At 71.3% G+C, this 16,380-nt stretch carries 15 protein-coding genes; 5 read left to right on the top strand and 10 right to left on the bottom strand.

Annotated elements, in window-relative coordinates:
- Positions 1-28 precede the first annotated feature (28 nt).
- Positions 29-1,063 carry a zinc-dependent alcohol dehydrogenase gene (locus tag WME89_RS06300; RefSeq protein WP_438008334.1) on the top strand — a complete coding sequence of 345 codons (1,035 nt, stop codon included), beginning with the start codon at positions 29-31 and terminating at the stop codon, positions 1,061-1,063.
- Positions 1,064-1,108: 45 nt separating this feature from the next.
- On the opposite strand, the gene WME89_RS06295 is transcribed toward WME89_RS06300, so the two are convergent.
- On the bottom strand, positions 1,109-3,223 hold the full coding sequence (locus WME89_RS06295) for a lectin (protein WP_438008333.1): 2,115 nt from the start codon (positions 3,221-3,223) through the stop codon (positions 1,109-1,111).
- Positions 3,224-3,312: 89 nt separating this feature from the next.
- Here WME89_RS06295 and WME89_RS06290 point away from each other — a divergent pair, with 89 nt between their 5' ends.
- The 3 genes from WME89_RS06290 to WME89_RS06280 all read left to right on the top strand — a co-directional run bounded on the left by WME89_RS06290 (position 3,313) and on the right by WME89_RS06280 (position 5,117).
- Complete coding sequence (locus tag WME89_RS06290; RefSeq protein ID WP_438008332.1) at positions 3,313-3,561, top strand: hypothetical protein; 249 nt, start codon at positions 3,313-3,315, stop codon at positions 3,559-3,561.
- 379 nt (positions 3,562-3,940) lie between these two features.
- Positions 3,941-4,393 (top strand): hypothetical protein, encoded by a 453-nt coding sequence (locus WME89_RS06285; RefSeq protein WP_438008331.1) that lies wholly within the window; start codon positions 3,941-3,943, stop codon positions 4,391-4,393.
- 106 nt (positions 4,394-4,499) lie between these two features.
- On the top strand, positions 4,500-5,117 hold the full coding sequence (locus tag WME89_RS06280; protein WP_438008330.1) for a flavin reductase family protein: 618 nt from the start codon (positions 4,500-4,502) through the stop codon (positions 5,115-5,117).
- Between the two features lie 173 nt (positions 5,118-5,290).
- On the opposite strand, the gene WME89_RS06275 is transcribed toward WME89_RS06280, so the two are convergent.
- The 9 genes from WME89_RS06275 to WME89_RS06235 form a co-directional block, all read right to left on the bottom strand.
- Positions 5,291-7,000, bottom strand: coding sequence for a delta-60 repeat domain-containing protein (locus tag WME89_RS06275; protein WP_438008329.1), 1,710 nt, complete (start codon positions 6,998-7,000; stop codon positions 5,291-5,293).
- A gap of 87 nt (positions 7,001-7,087) precedes the next feature.
- Positions 7,088-7,882: an alpha/beta fold hydrolase gene (locus tag WME89_RS06270; RefSeq protein ID WP_438008328.1), complete on the bottom strand. Its 795-nt coding sequence runs from the start codon at positions 7,880-7,882 to the stop codon at positions 7,088-7,090.
- A gap of 16 nt (positions 7,883-7,898) precedes the next feature.
- Positions 7,899-8,537 (bottom strand): HD domain-containing protein, encoded by a 639-nt coding sequence (locus WME89_RS06265; RefSeq protein ID WP_438008327.1) that lies wholly within the window; start codon positions 8,535-8,537, stop codon positions 7,899-7,901.
- A 189-nt stretch (positions 8,538-8,726) separates the two neighbouring features.
- Positions 8,727-9,371 carry a PepSY-associated TM helix domain-containing protein gene (locus WME89_RS06260; protein ID WP_438008326.1) on the bottom strand — a complete coding sequence of 215 codons (645 nt, stop codon included), beginning with the start codon at positions 9,369-9,371 and terminating at the stop codon, positions 8,727-8,729.
- Positions 9,364-10,083 (bottom strand): molybdopterin-dependent oxidoreductase, encoded by a 720-nt coding sequence (locus WME89_RS06255; RefSeq protein WP_438008325.1) that lies wholly within the window; start codon positions 10,081-10,083, stop codon positions 9,364-9,366. Before WME89_RS06255 ends, WME89_RS06260 begins: the two co-directional genes overlap by 8 nt.
- A gap of 183 nt (positions 10,084-10,266) precedes the next feature.
- Entirely contained in the window at positions 10,267-10,689 is a 423-nt protein-coding gene (locus WME89_RS06250) for a DoxX family protein (protein WP_438008324.1), read from the bottom strand.
- A 97-nt stretch (positions 10,690-10,786) separates the two neighbouring features.
- A complete protein-coding gene (locus WME89_RS06245; protein WP_438008323.1) occupies positions 10,787-11,689 on the bottom strand; it encodes a LysR family transcriptional regulator in 903 nt (300 codons plus the stop codon).
- 143 nt (positions 11,690-11,832) lie between these two features.
- The gene (locus WME89_RS06240) at positions 11,833-13,287 is read right to left on the bottom strand and encodes an amidohydrolase family protein (RefSeq protein WP_438008322.1); all 1,455 of its coding nucleotides are present in this window, start codon (positions 13,285-13,287) and stop codon (positions 11,833-11,835) included.
- Positions 13,288-13,403: 116 nt separating this feature from the next.
- Complete coding sequence (locus tag WME89_RS06235; protein WP_438008321.1) at positions 13,404-14,372, bottom strand: LysR family transcriptional regulator; 969 nt, start codon at positions 14,370-14,372, stop codon at positions 13,404-13,406.
- 445 nt (positions 14,373-14,817) lie between these two features.
- Here WME89_RS06235 and WME89_RS06230 point away from each other — a divergent pair, with 445 nt between their 5' ends.
- The gene (locus tag WME89_RS06230) at positions 14,818-16,239 is read left to right on the top strand and encodes a hypothetical protein (RefSeq protein WP_438008320.1); all 1,422 of its coding nucleotides are present in this window, start codon (positions 14,818-14,820) and stop codon (positions 16,237-16,239) included.
- The last annotated feature ends 141 nt before the right edge of the window (positions 16,240-16,380 follow it).

The raw sequence follows: 16,380 nt of genomic DNA, 5'->3' as shown, positions 1-16,380 counted from the left end.
CGCGATGGCGAAAGGGGAGTCCGAAACGGTGCAAGCGACCTTCATCCACGGCATCCGGGACGTCCGGCTCGGCGAGGTAGAGCCTCCGCCGCCGCAAGAGGGCATGGTGACGATCCGGGTCGCCGGCTGCGGGATCTGCGGCAGCGACCTGCACTACTACCTGGAGGGCGGGATCGGCGCGGCGCAGATCCACAACCCCTTCGTGCCGGGGCACGAGCTCGCTGGCTGGGTCGCCCAGGACTATCCGGCGCTGGGCCTGTCCAAGGGGCAGCTCGTCGCCGTCGACCCCGCGCACGCCTGCGGCCACTGCGAGTGGTGCCATCGCGGCCACGTGAACCTCTGCCCCTTCGTGCAGTTCCTGGGCGCGCCGCCGCTCCACGGCGCCATGGTGGAGCAGCTGTCGGTGTACCCCGATCAGGTCGTGCCGGTCCCCCGCGCCTTCTCGGTGCGCCGGGCCGTGATGCTGGAGCCGCTGGGCGTCGCGGTCCACGCGATGGACATGGCGCGGCCGCGCCTGCAGGAGACCGTGGTGGTGCTGGGCTGCGGGCCGATCGGCCTGTGCCTGGTCCAGCTCGCGCGCCTGGCGGGGGCCGACCGCGTCTTCGCTGTCGACCCCGTCGCCTACAGGGCGGAGGCCGCGCGCCGGCTGGGCGCGCACGACGTGGCGCCCACGTTCGCGGCCGTCTCGGAGTGGACGGGCAAGCGGGGCGTCGACCTCGTGCTCGAGGCGACGAACTCGCCCGAGGGGTTCCACCACGCGGCCGAGGCCGCGCGCATCGGCGGGCGGGTCGTGCTCGCGGGCATCCCCGAGGGCGACCGCTACTCGGTGCCGGCGGCGCTCTGCCGCCGCAAGGGGCTGAAGATCAAGCTCTCCCGGCGCATGGGGCACGTGTACCCGCGGGCGATCCGCCTGGTCGCCGAGGGGGCGGTGGACGTCGACTCCATCGTCACCCACCGCTTCGACCTGGCGAACGCCGCCGAGGGCTTCCGCCTGCAGGCGGACTGCCAGGACGGGGCGCTGAAGTCGATCATCGTCCCGGGAGAGGGCGACTCGCCCTTCTGATCCTGAACATCCCGCGCGGGGAGCGCGGGCCCGCAGGCGGCGCGCTCAGCCGCCCAGCACGACGCGGAAGATCTTCTCGTTGCTGTTGTTCGGGGTGCTGTCCTTGTCCCCTGTATTGGTCGTCGTCAGCCAGAGGCCGCCGCCGAGCCTGGGCTCGACGGTGCGGAGGCGACCGTAGGTCCCCACGAAGAGCTGCTGCACGCTGGTGAGGCTGCTCCCGCTGATGACCGCGCGGACCATCCGTGTCCCCCGCTGGCACGCGGCGTAGAAGACGTCGTTCACGATCGCGATCCCGCTGCACGACCCCTCGGAGGTCCGGTACGTGAGCTTCGGCGCGATGTAGCCCGACGTGGCGCAGCCGCTGCCGCCTTGCGACGTGGTCCCCTCGCAGTTCGGCCAGCCGTAGTTCCCGCCCTTCTGGATGAGGTTCGTCTCATCCATCACGCTGTTGCCGAACTCCTGCTCCCAGAGCCGGCCCGTGGAGTCGAACGCCAGCCCCTGCGGGTTCCGGTGTCCATAGCTCCACACGAGGTTCCCGAAGGGGTTGTCCGACGGGACGCGGCCGTCAGGCTCCATGCGCAGGACCTTGCCATTGAGGCTGCTCGTGTCCTGCGAGAGGGCCGCGTTCTGAGCGTCACCCGTCGAGGCGTAGAGCTTGCCGTCCGGCCCGAACCGCAGCCGGCCGCCGTTGTGGTACTTGTTGCGGAGTATGCCGGAGACGAGCACCTGCTCCGTCGACGTGTCGAGCCTGTTGCCGACGACCTTGATCCGCACGATCCGGTTGTCCGTGGGCGACGTGTGCATGATGTACAGCCAGCCGTCGGTGCTGAACGTCGGCGCCACGGCCAGCCCCATCAGGCCGCCTTCGCCGTCCGTGCCCGCGACGTTCGGCACCGTGCCGAGCGTGGTCTTCGTGCCGGTGGCCGGGTCGAGGCGGATGATGTCGTCCGCGTCCCGCCGGCTGTAGAGGACCGAGCCGTCGGACAGCTCGACAAGGCCCCACGGAACGTCGTTGTCCGTGGCCACCTGGATGACCTCGCAGACCGCCGAGCTGCACGCCGCCCCCGTTGTCACCGAGACGGAGCCGCTCGCCGGCGAGACATTGCCCTGCGCGTCGCGCGCGATCACGTGATAAGCGTAGGCCCGCGTCGCCGCCAGCCCGCTGTCGACGAACGACGTCGGAGGGGGGTTCGAGGCCGTGCCGGCCACCGTGCCGACCTTGGCGCCGTCGCGGTAGATGTCATACGCCGTGACCGCCGCGTTGTCGGTCGACGCGTTCCACTGGAGGGTCACGCTGGTCCCGGACGCCCTCGCGGTCAGGTTGCTCGGAGCGGTCGGCGGCTGCGTGTCGACCTCGCAGTGCGGCGTGGCCAGCGGCAGCGTCTCGCTCGCCTGGGAGACATTGCCCGCGGCGTCGCGCGCGTTGACGTAGACCCCCCAGCTCACGCCCGGCATCACCGTGATGCTCGTCGACAGCGTCGAGCCGCTCACCGACGTCATCTGCTGGCCGTCGTGGTAGATGTCGTAGAACGCGACACCGGAGTCGTCCGTCGACGCCGACCACGAGATCGTCGCCGAGCTGCACGTCACGTTGCTGGCGCGCAGGCCGGAGGGGGGCGTGGGCGGCTGGGTGTCTCCTCCGGCCGGCCACGACCATTTCTGATTCGTCTGGCCGTTGCAGGTCCACAGATCGACGGGGCTGCTGTCGGCCGTCCGCCCCCCCTCGACGTCCAGGCACAGCCCGGATGGCTGGCTGACGATGGTGCCGTTCGTGTTCATCGTCCATTTCTGGCGAGGCTGACCGGAGCAACTGGCGATCACCACCTTGGTACCCGCGGTGGTCCCGCCGCCCGACGCCTCGACGCACCTGGTGGTTCCATAGACCCGGAGCTCACCGGCGGCTGTCTGAGTGAAGGCCTGGTTCTCCCCGCCATGGCAGGTGTAGATTTGCAGCGCGGCGCCTGCCGTGGTGCTCCTCCCCTTCACGTCCAGACACTTCCCGGACGCGACGCCCTTCACCGGGGCGCTCGTGAAGAGCGGCGCCTCGTCGGCGTCGATCACCTCGGCGTCCCCGCCAGATTCACCGATGCAGGCGGCGGGGAGGAGCGCCAGCGCGGCCGCTCCGGTCATCAAGTACCGTGATCTCACGTGTCTCCTCATGATCGTCCCATCCATGTTGGCGGTCCGTTGTGCTCGCCGAAGGGTCAGCCCCAGACGAGCCTGAAGCGACGCCTCGGCGCCCATCTCGAATGCTCTCGCCCGGCTGGCGCGCGACGAAATTTGACAATCGGCGGCGATCGCACGGCTACGCCGATGAGTCTGCTTTCCCTATCATGCTCGACCACGTGCGCAACGAATTTCCATTGCCTGAACACGCGAAGGCAGCCTGCTCGACCGATTGCAGGCATCAGCTCATCAAAAAGAACGACACGCCGTCCATCATCAACCGCTTGCGACAGGGCGAGAATTTTCTGATCAATCAGCGGCGACATGTCTGAATAGGCTCGTCGCCAGCCGAAGAATCGAGTCGGCCCCTGTGCAGTCGGCGTACCAGTGCCTGTTTTGCTCGGCGCGGTCGGCCGACGAGCGCGGCGCGGCGCAAAAGCGCCTCACTGAGCGCCACGCGGCGCAAAAGCGCCTCACTCGAGACGCGGCCGCGCCGCCGTCTCGGCGTCGAGCTTCGCTTTCGATGAGCGGCCGCCGGCATCGACGAAGCTGCAATGTTGTCGTGTACCTGATACAGCGTGACGGCCGCGCGACGGCGACAGCCAGGGAGACGGCGCCTCTCATCCCACCATGGCGCACGCCGCCCGCTCGGCGCCGGGCCCGCGAGCTACCGTTCGAGAAGAGGAGCCAGAGTCTGGTAAGGTGGGCGCAATGAGTCAGCCAGACGCCGCGGCCATGAGGGTGGAGCTCGCGTTCGTCCCTGGCTTCTCTGCGTCGCTCGCGGGCTGGGAGGCCACGCTTGTCGCGGGGGGTCGTGGCTCGTTGAAGTGCCACTGGATCGGGCCGTCGGGCCCCGAGGAGCGCTCCAGGGCGCGCCACGACTTCCCGTTGACGCCTCCCCTGTTCGAGAGGCTCTGTCGCGTGCTCGAGGGGCTGCCCGCGGAGCTCGGGGCGTCCACGATCGACGACGCTCCGGTCCGGCACATCCGGTGCCACGACGGCGATCGGATCATCGAACGTCGTCGATCGGTATGGAAAAAGGGCGTGACGCCCCCCGAGGCGGACTTCGATCGCGTCTGGTTCGAGCTCTTCGCGCTCGTGCGACCGATCTTGCTCGACCTCGGGATGCCTGCCTCTCGAGACAAGACGGGGGCGCTGCCCTGACACAGATGGACACCACCACTCGACACACTCGAGCGCGGCCGTGCAGGCGGCGACGGAGCGCTTCGTCGGCACCGGGTCACCTGGTGACACGTGATAGGCACCCCTGATGAAGAACGCTGAAAAAAAAGAGACGGCGCCCCGTGCCCCGCGGGGCGCGTCCCGGCCGAGGACCCACGTCAAGAAGGACTTCCCGGTGGCCGAGATCCGGCGGTTCCTCGAGCCCGGCCCGATCGTGCTCGTCAGCTCGGCGTGGAGGGGCGAGACCAACATCATGACCATGGGCTGGCACACGGTCATGGAGTTCACGCCGTCGCTGGTCGGGTGCATGATCAGCAGCGGGAACCACAGCTTCGAGCTGATTCGCCGGAGCAAGGAGTGCGTGATCAACGTCCCGACCGTGGACCTCGCCGGGACGGTGGTCAGGATCGGGAACTGCTCGGGCCGCGACACGGACAAGTTCGCCGCCTTCGGGCTCACGCCGGTCCCTGGCGCGACGGTCAAGGCGCCGCTCATCGCCGAGTGCCACGCGAACCTCGAGTGCCGGCTCGCGGATGCTCGCCTCGTGAAGACCTACAACTTCTTCATCTTCGAGGTGGTCAAGGCGCACGCCCCGACATCACCGCGCTACCCGCGCACGATCCATTACCGCGGCGACGGCGTGTTCATGCTCTCGGGGGAGAGCACAAGCCGGTATCGCCGGCTCTTTCGTCCCGAGATGCTGTGACGACAGGCCGCCTCCTCGCCGCCTCACCTCGGTACGAAGCGATCGATCTGCTTGTCGGAGCGCAGCTCCAGGATCTCGGTCTCCCGCTCCTCGGAGCCGGTCTTCATCGTCTCTCGAGGACCTTGAAGGAGGTCACGGCCTCCCAGATGGCCGCCGAGCGAGGGCGCCCGCGCTCAGTTCCAGAGCCGCGCGACAAGGCCGTAGGTGGGGAAGGTCTGCCGGATGCCGGCCACGAGCAGCTTGCCGTCGTTCGCGATGGTCATCGAGTGCACGAAATCCTCCTCGCCGAGGAAGAGCGACTCCACGCCCTTGTCGCCGAACGTCGGATCGAGCGTGCCGTCCGGCAGGAAGCGCACCAGGGTGGGCTGGCTGACCGCGTACTCCCCCACGTTGCCGGCGACCACGATGCGGCCGTCGAGCTGGAGCGCCATGTCGACCGGAGCGCCGTCCGTCAGCCCGGCGAGCGCCTGCGCGTCCTGCCCGAAGCTCAGGTCGAGGCTGCCGTCCGGCCCGAAGCGCACCACGAGGAAGTCGTCCTTGCCCGCCTCGACGCTCCGCGCGGCCACGAGGACGCCGCCGTCGGGCTGGACCGCCATGGCCACGGGCTCCTGGTTGCCAGCCCGCGAGACCTGCTGCATCCCCAGGCCGCCGAGCGCCCCCTCCCGCGTGAGCTCCACCAGCATGATGTCCCGGTCGCCGCCCTGCTCGACCCAGCCGGCCACCAGCATCGCGCCGCGCGCGCCCCTCGCGAGCGCCGTGCCCGCGCTCGCGCTGCCCGTGAGCGGGGCGGTCCACCCCTCCGTGCCGAAGTCGTTATCGAGGTAGCCGTAGGTCGGGTTGATCGCCGCGACGAAGATCTCGCCGTCGCGCTGGCCGGTCACGAGGAGCCGCTCCGCGGCCGACAGCTCCACGGCCGCGACGCTCTCCTCGCCGCCGAGATCGATCAGCCCTTTGCCCGTGTTGCCCGAGTCGACGCCGTCCAGGGTCCCGTCGTCGCGGTAGCGCAGGAAGGCGATGTCGTTCGTGCTCTCCCCGCTCGCGTCGCCGACGAGGGCGACGGAGCCGTTCAGGAGCCGCGTGATCCCGCTGATCCGCTGGGGCTTCGTGCAGCCGCAGAAGCTGTCCGTCACGCCGCCGCCCGCGAAGGTCGTGTCGGGCGCGCCGTCGCCGAGCAGCCGGAAGCCCCTGAGCCGCTCGCCGCCGAGGCCGCCGACGCTGTTGCCGGCGGTCAGGATCTTGTCCTGCGCCGTCTGCCGGATGTCGTAGAGCCCCCCGCCGTCGGAGCCGAGGTTCCAGGCGGAGATGCCCGCCGCGCCGAAGCTCTCGTCGAGCGTGCCGGGCTTGCCCGTGACCACGGCGCGCACGCTGTCGGTGCGCACCGTCCCGCCGGCGGTCGCGACGAGGTCGAGGTCGAACTCGGTCCCCAGCGTGAGCGTCCCGGAAGCGCCGACCTCCAGCCTGCCCGCGGTGCTGCCGGAAGGGATGGTGATGGACGGCGCGACGAGCCCGGGCGGCGGCGCCTGCACGACGACCTCGACCGGCTCGTCGAAGCCGGCGATGCGGGTGATCGCCACATCGAGGTGACCGACGCCGTCGTAGGGGACGTTGACCCCGGTCGACGGGATCGCGAACGTGAAGTCGCCCTGGGCCTGGCCCCCCTGCCCGCCCCCGCCCTCGCCCGGTCCCCCGCCGTTCGTCGCGGTGGAGGACGACGGTGACGACGAGGCGGCGCCGCCGCCGGTGCCGGCGCCCGGGTCGAGCGACACGTCGTCGATGCCGAGGATCGCCTGGCAGCCGAGGAGCGCCACGGCGCCCCCGAGGAGGGCCGCGACGGCGGCATGGCGGGCCAGGGCGGCGGTGGTTCGATGGGGTGTGCTGGTCACGGCACGACCGAGGCTAGGCCAGCGGAAGCACCGCGTCGAGGCGGCGGGCGCGGACAGCCGGGGCGTCCGCGATCCGCGCCTTCCAGCTCACGCGGATTCGAGCCGCGTGACGAAATCGCGCAGCGCGGACGCGAGCGCGAGGGGCGCCTCGAGGGGCGACAGGTGCCCTGTGCCGGGCAGGACGCGCAGGCTCGCGCCGGCGATGCGCGGCACCACCTCGCGCCGCAGGACGTCGAGGCGCTCGACCTCGTCGAGCTCACCGGCGATCAGCAGCGCCGGCGCGTCGATCGACGCGACGTCTGCGGAGATGTCCTCCAGCGACGCGACGTGCGGCCACGCGGCCTTGGCGGCGGGCGCGCCGCGCAAGCTGTCCTCGATCACCTGCTGGCGCAGCGCGGAGCTCAGCGGACGCGCGGTCAGCACATGATCGAGCACAGAGCCGATCGACTCCGGCGAGTCATAGGCGCGGGCCATGGTCGCGCGTTGCTCGTCGCTGAGCGGCATCGGCGTGGGCGGCGCAGGGGCGACGAGGACGAGCCCCCGCAGCCCGGCCGGCCGGCGGGACGCGCGGGACGCTAGAAGCTGCGCGACCTTGCCGCCCATCGAGTGGCCCACCAGCACGTGGCGCTGGAGGCCGAGCACCTGGATCACGGCCTCCGCGTCGTCGGCCATATCGCCGATGCGATAGCCCTCTTCCGGTGCGTCGGAGTCGCCCCAGCCGCGGTGGTCGATCGCGACCGTCCGGTACCTCGGGGAGAGCGCCTCGGCCACCGCCGCCCACGTGCGCGATGAGCCGCCCCAGTAATGGAGGAAGACGAGGGCGATGTCCCCCTCGCCTCGCTCGCGGACATGGATCTGGATCCGGTTCGCCTTGATCTTCATGAGCGCTCCGTCCAGCTCAGCTGTCGAAGGGGGCGCCCTCCAGGAGGGCGCTTGTGTCGACGGGCTCAAAACCCGGCACGTAGCGGCGGCCGAAGTCCGAGAGGAAATTGCCGACCGCGGTGTGCGGCTTCCGCTCCACGACGCCGCAGAGGACGCGCCGGAACTCCCGCTTCATCTCGAGCCGCGGATAGGCCCTCAGGACCTCCTCGACCGCCCCGCGCGGCAGCGCCTCCAGCCCGACGCCGCCGTAGTCCATGCTGATCCCGAGGTGGGCGACGGCGACCTCCGGCTCCTTGTGCGAGGCGATGCCCAGGCTGCTGTGCAGCGCGATGGCGTCCCACACGAGGGACGCCTTCTCCCGGGGCAGGCCGCGGTCGACGAGAAAGGCCCTGGCGGCGTTGGCGCCGTCGACCTCGAAGCGCTCGGGGCCGGCGAAGCGCTCGGTCAGGCCGAGGTCGTGCAGCACCACGGAGAGGTAGAGCAGCTCGCTGTCGCAGCCGAGGCCGCCGCGCTGCCGGGCCGCGAGCTCGCCGAAGTAGTACGAGCGCATCACGTGGTGGAAGAGGTAAGGGTCCGAGACCTCGCGCGCGAGCTCGGTCGCGTCACGGGCGAGGCGCGTGTCAGGGGCGTGGATTCCGGCGATCTGCGTGGTCATGGCGGGGGCTCCTGTGTGCCGGCGAAGGCCGAGCTCCAGGAGGGTGCGCGCTCGCCGGCCGGGCGCCCTGCCGACCTTCCGTCAATTCCTGCCACGCGCGCGGGCGCTCCCGGCGAAGCGCTCCCGGTGCTCGAGCGGTCCCGCGCCGCGTCGGCACCGACGCTTCCGTGCCCGGGTAAGACCTCCTGGTCAGGGGCCGCCGGAGAAGTGCACGTAGAGCACCGGCACGAGGACGCCGATGGCCAGCCACACGCCGCCCCGGCCGAGCAGGCCGCGGCGCCCCGGCAGCATGAAGATGCCGCTCACGGCCAGCACCAGGAGCCCGGCCGCGTAGGTGTCAGCCACGTAGGTCCACGCCTTCTTGCCGCGGTTGAGGTGCAGCCAGTTGGCCACGCGCAGGAGGAACCGCGGCTCCTGCCCCTCGTCGAGCACGCGGCCCGTGGCGGGGTTGACGTGCAGGGTGCGCTTGTCGAACACGACATCGAGCTGCTCATCCGAGGCTCGATAGACCTCTTGCGGCTCGCCCGAGATCTCCAGCCGCTCCATCACCGCGGCCGCCACCGCCTGGTCGTCGCCGACGATCGGGCCCCCGAGCTCGTGGGTGCGCTCGTAGCTCTCGAAGCTGGGATCCCAGTCCTTGATGTGGTTCACGGCCAGGCCGCTCAGCGCGTAGATGAACGTGAGCCCCACGGCGAAGTTGCCGAGGTCCGCGTGCACCACCCGGATCAGCTGGCGGGCGGAGAAGCGCCGCTTCCCCTTCCCCGCCTTGCCCGCGCCGGGCCCCCTCGGCGCGGGCGGCGCCGGCTCCGCCTCGCCCGGCGCTTCCTCAGCCATACCGCTCCTCCTTCCAGGGGTCGGCGTGGTTGTGGTAGCCGCGCGTCTCCCAGTAGCCCGGCTGATCCTTGGTGACGAACCGGATGCCGGTCAGCCACTTGGCGCTCTTCCAGAAGTACAGATCCGGCACCAGCGAGCGCACCGGCGGGCCATGGGGCCGGGTGAGCGGCTTGCCGTCGTGCTGGTGCGCGACAAGCACGCTGGGCGCGAGCGCCTCGGCGAGGCGCACGTTGGCGGTGTAGCCCTGCGCCGCCTCGAAGATGGCGTAGCGCGCCGTGTCCCGCACCTTGGCCAGCCTGGCGAGGTGCGCCACCTGCACCCCGCGCCAGCGGCCGTCGAGCAGGCTCCAGCCGGTCACGCAGTGCACGTCGCACACCTGGTCGGTCTGCGGCAGCGCCAGCAACGCGGCGAATTCCAGGTTGAGCGGGTTGTCCACCTCGCCGTGCACGCGCAGGCGGAAGGCGGCCGGGCTCGGGTCGCCGGGGTCGCCGCCCATGGGCTTGAGCGCGTCGATGATGCGCTGCCCGGGCGGCAAGCGCAGGCGCCCGTCGGGGCGGGCCGCCCGGGCCCGCGGGTCGTCCGCGGCGGCCATCACGTAGGTGCCGCCGCCGAGCGCCGTGATCACGGTGCCGGCGAGGGCGGTCTTGAGGAAACGTCTGCGCTCGATGGAGCGCGTCAGCTCCGGGTACTGGTCCAGCTTGGAGGAGCCCATCACCCCAGTCTACGCGCGGGGAGCCGGGCGGTTTCGGTTCCCGCCATGGTCTCTGCCCTCGGCGCTGGCTCCGAGCTGCGCGCCGGCAGGCGCCGGACGTTCCGCCAGATGAGGATGAGCCCGCCACGGCACACGGAAGTCCGGCCATCCATCGCCGGACTGCTGGCGGGCTGGCGGGCGGACCTAGCCGCGCTGCGGCCGGCCGGCGGCGAACGCGCCGTCGCCGAGCAGGGCCTGCGCGCCGAGCGCGATCATCAGGAAGGCGACGTACTCCCAGCCGCCCCCCTGGCCGGAGAACATCCAGCCGTTGGGGAGGTGCACGAGCAGCGCGCCGGCCATCACGGGCAGGAGCGCCAGCGAGACGAGGCGCGTCCGGAGCCCGGCCAGCAGCGCCGCGCCGCCGAGCAGCTCGGCGAGGAACACCGGGTACGCCGTCCAGCCCGGGAAGCCGCTCGCCGCGAAGAACGCCGCCGTGCCCGGCAGCGTGAACACGAGCAGCTTGGCGAGCGCGTGCGCCAGGAACACGGCGCCGAGCCCCAGGCGCAGCACGAGCGCGGCCAGCTCGGCCGAGCGGGGAACGGAGAGGATCGCGTCGAGACGGGTCATGGGTGATGCCTCCATGCCCCGAGGAGTAAGCCCCGGCGCCGCGCCACGGTAGAGCGCGCCCGGGAACGAATTGTTCGCGAGGGAGAACGATCCGCCGCTACGCCCACGAGGTCCCGCGGAAGGCGGCGGCAAGGTGGTCGATGAGCCGCCGCACCCGCGCGGGCGGGCGCCGGCCGGCCGCGTGCACCGCGTAGATGCCCATCGGCCGGGGCGCGAACGCGTCGAGCAGCGCGACGAGGCGCCCGGCCCGGAGATCCTCGTCGACCATGAAGCGCGGCAGCACCGCGAGCCCGATCCCGGCGACGGCCGCCTCGCGGAGCGCCGTCCCGTTGCTGGCCGTGAGCGGGCCGGAGACGGGGACCGAGATGCGCCCGGCGGCGCCGTAGAAGCGCCACTCGTCCTCGACCCGCAGGTGGGCGTAGCGCAGGCAGTCGTGGCGCAGCAGGTCGCCCGGCTGCTCGGGCCGCCCCCGCCGCTCGAGGTAGCCCGGGGCGCCGACGACGTGCAGCGCCGTCGTGGCGAGCTGGCGCGCGACGAGGCTCGAGTCCTTGAGCTTCGTGATCCGGATGGCGAGGTCCACGCGCTCCTCCACGAGGTCGACGAGCCTGTCGTTCAGCACGAGCTCGACGTGCGCGCCCGGGGTCGCCCGGAGGAACCGCGAGAGCGGCTGCGCGAGGTGCATCTGCGCGAAGCTGACCGGCGCGTTGAGCCGGATGCGGCCCCTGTCGGCGTCGGAAGCGCCCCGCACCGCGGCCGCCGCCTCCTCGAGCACCCGCGCGCAGCGCGCGTAGAGGTTCATGCCGGCGTCCGTGACGGTGAGCTTGCGCGTGGTGCGCACGAGCAGCCGCTCGCCGAGGCGCTCCTCCAGGCGCGCGACCCGGGTGCTCACCATCGATTTCGACACCCCGAGCTCGGCCGCGGCCGCGGTGAACGAGCGGCGCTCGACCACGCGGGCGAAGCACAGCATGCCGGGCAGATCGTCGAAGAGCGGGTCGATCACGCGCCCACTGTGCGCGGGGCGGCGGATTGTCCGCAAGCGAGAACAGCGCGCGCGCCAGGAGGGCAGGAGTCGGGCGGCGGCCGCCGGAGCGGCGCTGACGAGGGGTGCAGGGACCATGGGGTCCCAGCCTGAGGGGCGGTGGGTCAGACGAGGCGCTCGTCGGGGACACGGAGGACGTGCCGGCGGACGTGCTCGTAATGCTTCTCCCAGTCGGTGCTGGACGCCTCGACGCGCGCCAGGTAGCTCGCCTGCACCTCCTCGAACCGGCGGGCGAAGGTCGCCCAGTCGACGCGGGTGAGCCGCCCGTCGTCCTTCACCACCTCGCCGTGGATGATCACGGTCCTCACGTCCGCCGGGCTGGCGAAGAGCACCATGGCCTGGCTGAGGTCCACGGCGCCGAGCAGGTTCGGCGAGCGGAGGTCGACGAGGATCAGGTCGGCCAGCTTGCCCTCCTCGAGGCTGCCGATCTCGTGCTCCATGTGGAGCACCTCGGCGCCGCCCAGGGTCGCCATGCGCAGGGCCTGATCGGTCGTCAGCTCGAGCTTGCGGAGCAGCTTTCCAGGGTCCTTCGCGTCGACATGGAGCGCGTGATTGCGGATGGCGCGGGCGGACTGGAGGTGGAGCCGCATCTGGGAGAACATGTCCCCCGAGCACACCGTCTGGCAATCGGCGCCGAGCCCGACGCGATTGCCCCGTTGCAGGCACCGGAAGCCCTCCGGATCGCCGTGGCCCATCTGCATCTCGGTCTCGGGGGTCGCGGCCACGCCGGCGTTCAGGCTGCGCAGCGCGGCGAGCTCGGCCTCGCTCACGTGGTTCGCGTGCGAGACGACAAACCCCTCATCGAGGAGGCCGCGCTCGTGGGCGCGCGCGATGAGGCCCTCGCCCTGGAAGACAGGCGCATAGTGGAACGTGATGATCCGGGCGCCAGCGTCGCGGGCGACGCGGAGGGTCTCGCGCGCCAGCGGGGCCGCGTCGACCTTGACGTTGTCGTAGGCCATGCCGAGGGTCACCCGGCCGTCGTTGTCGTCGGCGGCGGCGAGGGAGCCCCCGATGCGCTGGATCTCGGCGAGCTGCCAGCCCCGCGCCGAGTCGGCCTCGTCGTAGGGCCGCCGCGCGTAGGCGTAGACGCTGCGCAGGCCCGACCTCAGGGTGGCCCGGAGGGCCTGGCGGGCGTGGTCCGCGGAGATGCTGCAATGGGAATGATCGAGGACGGTCGTCACGCCCGCGTGGATCGCCTCGCACGCGCCCTCGAGCTGCCCATGATAGATGTCCTCGGGCTCGAAGAAGCGGTTTCTGGCGTCGAGCTCGAAATAGCCCATGTACTCGAGCAGCGTCTGGTTGCCGGAAAAGGCGCGCATCACGTTCTTCCAGAGGTGGCGGTGGGTGTCGACGAAGCCCGGTGACACGACGTGGCCAGCCGCGTCGATGACCCGGGCCGAGGGGTGATCCGCGGGGAGGATCGTCTCGGCGATCGCGTGGATCCGGGCGCCGACGATGAGGATGTCGCGCCTGGGGAAGGTGATCTCGGGAGACAGGGCGGTGCCCTGCTCCGAGAACGTGAGGACACGGCCGTTCCGGATGAGAAGGGACGATTGCATGCCGGGAGCGTAGAGACGGCCGGCGCTCCCACCAGACATCGCGGCGCGCGAGCTCTGTTTCGCGGGTGGAACAATGCCGGGCGGCGGGCCGTCTCCCCTCCCCCGTCCGACGAGGGTCACCCCGCCTTGGCCCTGCGACGCGGCGGCGACAGCGCCGCGAGGGCCTGGCCGCGCGGCTGGAGGAGCGGCTCGCGCGCGAAGCGATCGACGACCCAGTCGACGAAGACGCGCAGCCTGGCGCTCGGGGTCTTGCTGCGCGGGTAGACGACGTGGATGGGCTTGGGGTCGGGGGTCCAGTCCTCGAGGAGGGGCACGAGCTCGCCGCGATCGAGGTGGGGTCGGGCGAGGAACGCCGGGGCGATCATGGCGCCGAGGCCCGCGAGCCCGGCGTCGAGGTAGGCGCACGAGTCGTTCATGGAGACGATGCAGCGGCCCTGCACCTCCACCCGCTCGGCGCCCCGCCTGAGCACGAACGGGATGAGCCGGCCCGTGATGGGCGAGAAGTAGCTGACGACGGTGTGCGGATCGCGCGCGAGCTCCAGGGGGTGCTCCGGCGCGCCGCACCGGGCGACGTAGCCGGGGGTCGCGCAGGACATGTAGACGAACTCGCCGAGGCGCCGCGCGACGAGGGACTCGTCGAGGATGCGGCCGCCGCGGATGACGCAGTCGATGTTGTCGCCGATCACGTCGACCACCCGGTCGGTGACGCCGAGGTCGATCTGGATGTCGGGGTGCCGCGCGTGGAAGTCGGGCAAGGCGGGGATGAGGAAGCGCCGGCCGAGGGCGCCCGGGACGTCGACGCGCAGCCGCCCGCGGGGGTTCATGCGGGCGTGGGCCATGCTCGACTCGAGCTCCTCGAGCTCGGCGAGCATGCGCAGGGCGCGCTCGTAGTAGGCGACGCCCTCGGGGGTGACCGTCACGCGGCGCGTGGTGCGGTGGACGAGCCTGGTGCGGAGCTGGTCCTCGAGCTGCTGGATGAGGCGCGTGACGGTGGTCTTGGGGAGGCCGAGGGAGTCGGCCGCGCGCGTGAAGGTGCCGCCCTCGACGACGCGAACGAAGGCCTGCATCGCGGCGAACTTGTCCATGGCTGCTCGACGGGCTCCGCGCCGAGACCGTACCGGCGCGGCGCCGGCGCCGCCACCGGCGCGGCGCGTCGGGCCTCGACCAGGGACTCGAGCCCCCGCGCGCAGCGCGCGTGGAGGTCCATGCAGACGGTCGCCTCGACCTCACCCGCGTCGAGGCCGTCTCATCCGTTGATTGACTTATTTATCAACCAGAGAGCTCGCCGTCCAGTGAACCGTGCTACCTTGCGGGCGTCCGGGCGGGGCCGGGCGCCTCGATCAGGCCGCTCCTTGTCGATGTCTGCCGCTCCTCCGCCAGGAAGAGGGGCGCCGCGCGCGATCGGCGCGCGATCAGCCGGATTGCGCCGCGCATCTCTGGCCGCGGGGCGGTGCTCACGGAGCGACGGGGCGCGGACGCCCGGGGAGACAGCCTTGCCTCGGACATTCAACACCCCTGGAAGGAAGGCAGATGATGAGAACGGTCAATGCGCCCTGGATTGTCGTGCTCGCCTCGCTTGTACCCATCATGAGCTGCGCCAGCGAGCCTGAGAGGACGGTAGTTCCGACCGAAGAGCCCACGGCGGACCCGACGTTCCACAAGGACGTGGCGCCCATCCTGCAGAAGCGATGCCAGGGCTGCCACTCGCCCGGCGAGATCGCGCCCTTCAGCCTGACCAGCTACGCCGACGTGAAGCAGGTCTCGCAGCTCGTCGTGACGGCGACCGAGGACCGGTCGATGCCGCCCTGGGGCGCCGTGGAGACCGACGAGTGCGCGCCGCGCTTCCCGTGGAAGGACGACAGCAGGCTCTCCGACGCGGAGCTCGCGACCCTCAAGGCCTGGCACGAGGCCGGCGCCCCCGAGGGCGACCCCGCGGACGCGCCCGCCGGGGCCGAGGTGCCGACGCGCAACGGCCTGGAGGGCGTCAGCGCGACCATCGAGCCCGCGAAGCCGTACGTGACGGGCGGCGACGACGACCAGTTCCGCTGCTTCGTCATGGATCCGCAGCTCACGGAGGACACGTTCGTGAACGGCATGAACGTGCTCCCGGGGAACTCGAAGGTCGTCCACCACGTGGTGGTGTTCACCGACCCGAACGCGGAGAGCGACGCCCTGGCCGACGCCGACGGCGGCTATGAGTGCTTTGGCAGCTCAGGGGTCCAGCAAACCCAGGTCCTCGGCGTGTGGGTGCCGGGCGGGCGGCCGACCGAGTTCCCTCCCAACGCCGGCTTCCTCGTCCGCGCAGGGTCGCGGCTCGTGATGCAGGTCCACTACCACCCGGCGGGCGCGGAGGCCGAGCCCGACGCGACGAGGATACAGCTGCGGTTCCTCCCGGAGCCGCCCGAGTACAGGGTCGTCTTCATGGCGTTCGGCAACTTCCCGTCCCAGTTCCCGAACGGCGACGGCCTCCAGCCGGGGCCCAACGACAGGGATGGGGTCGAGTTCTTCGTCCCGGCGGGGGTCAAGGACCACACCGAGACGATGAAGATCAAGATCCCCGAGGAGTTCATGGGGGAGCCGCTGGTGGACGGCATGAAGCTCTACAGCGCGATGACCCACATGCACTATGTCGGGACAGACATGCTGGTCGACGTCGAGCGCCCGAGCCCGCAGGGCAGCGACCCGGCCGAGGAGTGCGTGGTCCAGACGCCGAAGTGGGACTTCAACTGGCAGCAGACGTACGCCCTCGACGCGCCGATCGAGGAGCTCCCCGTCCTGAAGACCGGCGACATGATGACCTTGCGCTGCCGCTACGACAACACCCTCGACAACCCGTTCGTGAAGAAGGCGCTCCTCGAGGAGCACCTCAACGCGCCCAGGGATATCGTCCTCGGCGAGAGCTCGCTCGACGAGATGTGCATCGCCCTCTTCAACGGGTTCGTCAAGAACTGACGGGCGCTCGTCCAGGCGGCTGAGGCCGCTCGCGCGCGACGACCCGGCCCGGGCAGCCCTCGTCTACCCCTTCACCTCGGCGAGCGGGCGGGGCGGTCGGCCGTCGAAGGAGCGGCAGCGCGCGGCTCCGGCTTGCCTTCG

Origin of the sequence: Sorangium sp. So ce321, from assembly GCF_051530195.1 — a bacterium.
Classification (GTDB): Bacteria; Myxococcota_A; Polyangia; order Polyangiales; family Polyangiaceae; genus Sorangium.
Note: the sequence above shows the minus strand (reverse complement) of the source record. Positions and strands in the feature narration are given on the sequence as shown.

Bases quoted from the DNA above. Each gene is read 5' to 3' on its own strand.
- WME89_RS06255 (WP_438008325.1), bottom strand. From the start codon at position 10,083: ATGGGCTCCTCCAAGCTGGACCAGTACCCGGAGCTGACGCGCTCCATC.
- WME89_RS06285 (WP_438008331.1), top strand. From the start codon at position 3,941: ATGAGTCAGCCAGACGCCGCGGCCATGAGGGTGGAGCTCGCGTTCGTC.
- WME89_RS06295 (WP_438008333.1), bottom strand. From the start codon at position 3,223: ATGAGGAGACACGTGAGATCACGGTACTTGATGACCGGAGCGGCCGCG.
- WME89_RS06270 (WP_438008328.1), bottom strand. From the start codon at position 7,882: ATGAAGATCAAGGCGAACCGGATCCAGATCCATGTCCGCGAGCGAGGC.
- WME89_RS06260 (WP_438008326.1), bottom strand. From the start codon at position 9,371: ATGGCTGAGGAAGCGCCGGGCGAGGCGGAGCCGGCGCCGCCCGCGCCG.
- WME89_RS06240 (WP_438008322.1), bottom strand. From the start codon at position 13,287: ATGCAATCGTCCCTTCTCATCCGGAACGGCCGTGTCCTCACGTTCTCG.
- WME89_RS06250 (WP_438008324.1), bottom strand. From the start codon at position 10,689: ATGACCCGTCTCGACGCGATCCTCTCCGTTCCCCGCTCGGCCGAGCTG.
- WME89_RS06230 (WP_438008320.1), top strand. From the start codon at position 14,818: ATGATGAGAACGGTCAATGCGCCCTGGATTGTCGTGCTCGCCTCGCTT.
- WME89_RS06235 (WP_438008321.1), bottom strand. From the start codon at position 14,372: ATGGACAAGTTCGCCGCGATGCAGGCCTTCGTTCGCGTCGTCGAGGGC.
- WME89_RS06280 (WP_438008330.1), top strand. From the start codon at position 4,500: ATGAAGAACGCTGAAAAAAAAGAGACGGCGCCCCGTGCCCCGCGGGGC.
- WME89_RS06290 (WP_438008332.1), top strand. From the start codon at position 3,313: ATGCTCTCGCCCGGCTGGCGCGCGACGAAATTTGACAATCGGCGGCGA.
- WME89_RS06265 (WP_438008327.1), bottom strand. From the start codon at position 8,537: ATGACCACGCAGATCGCCGGAATCCACGCCCCTGACACGCGCCTCGCC.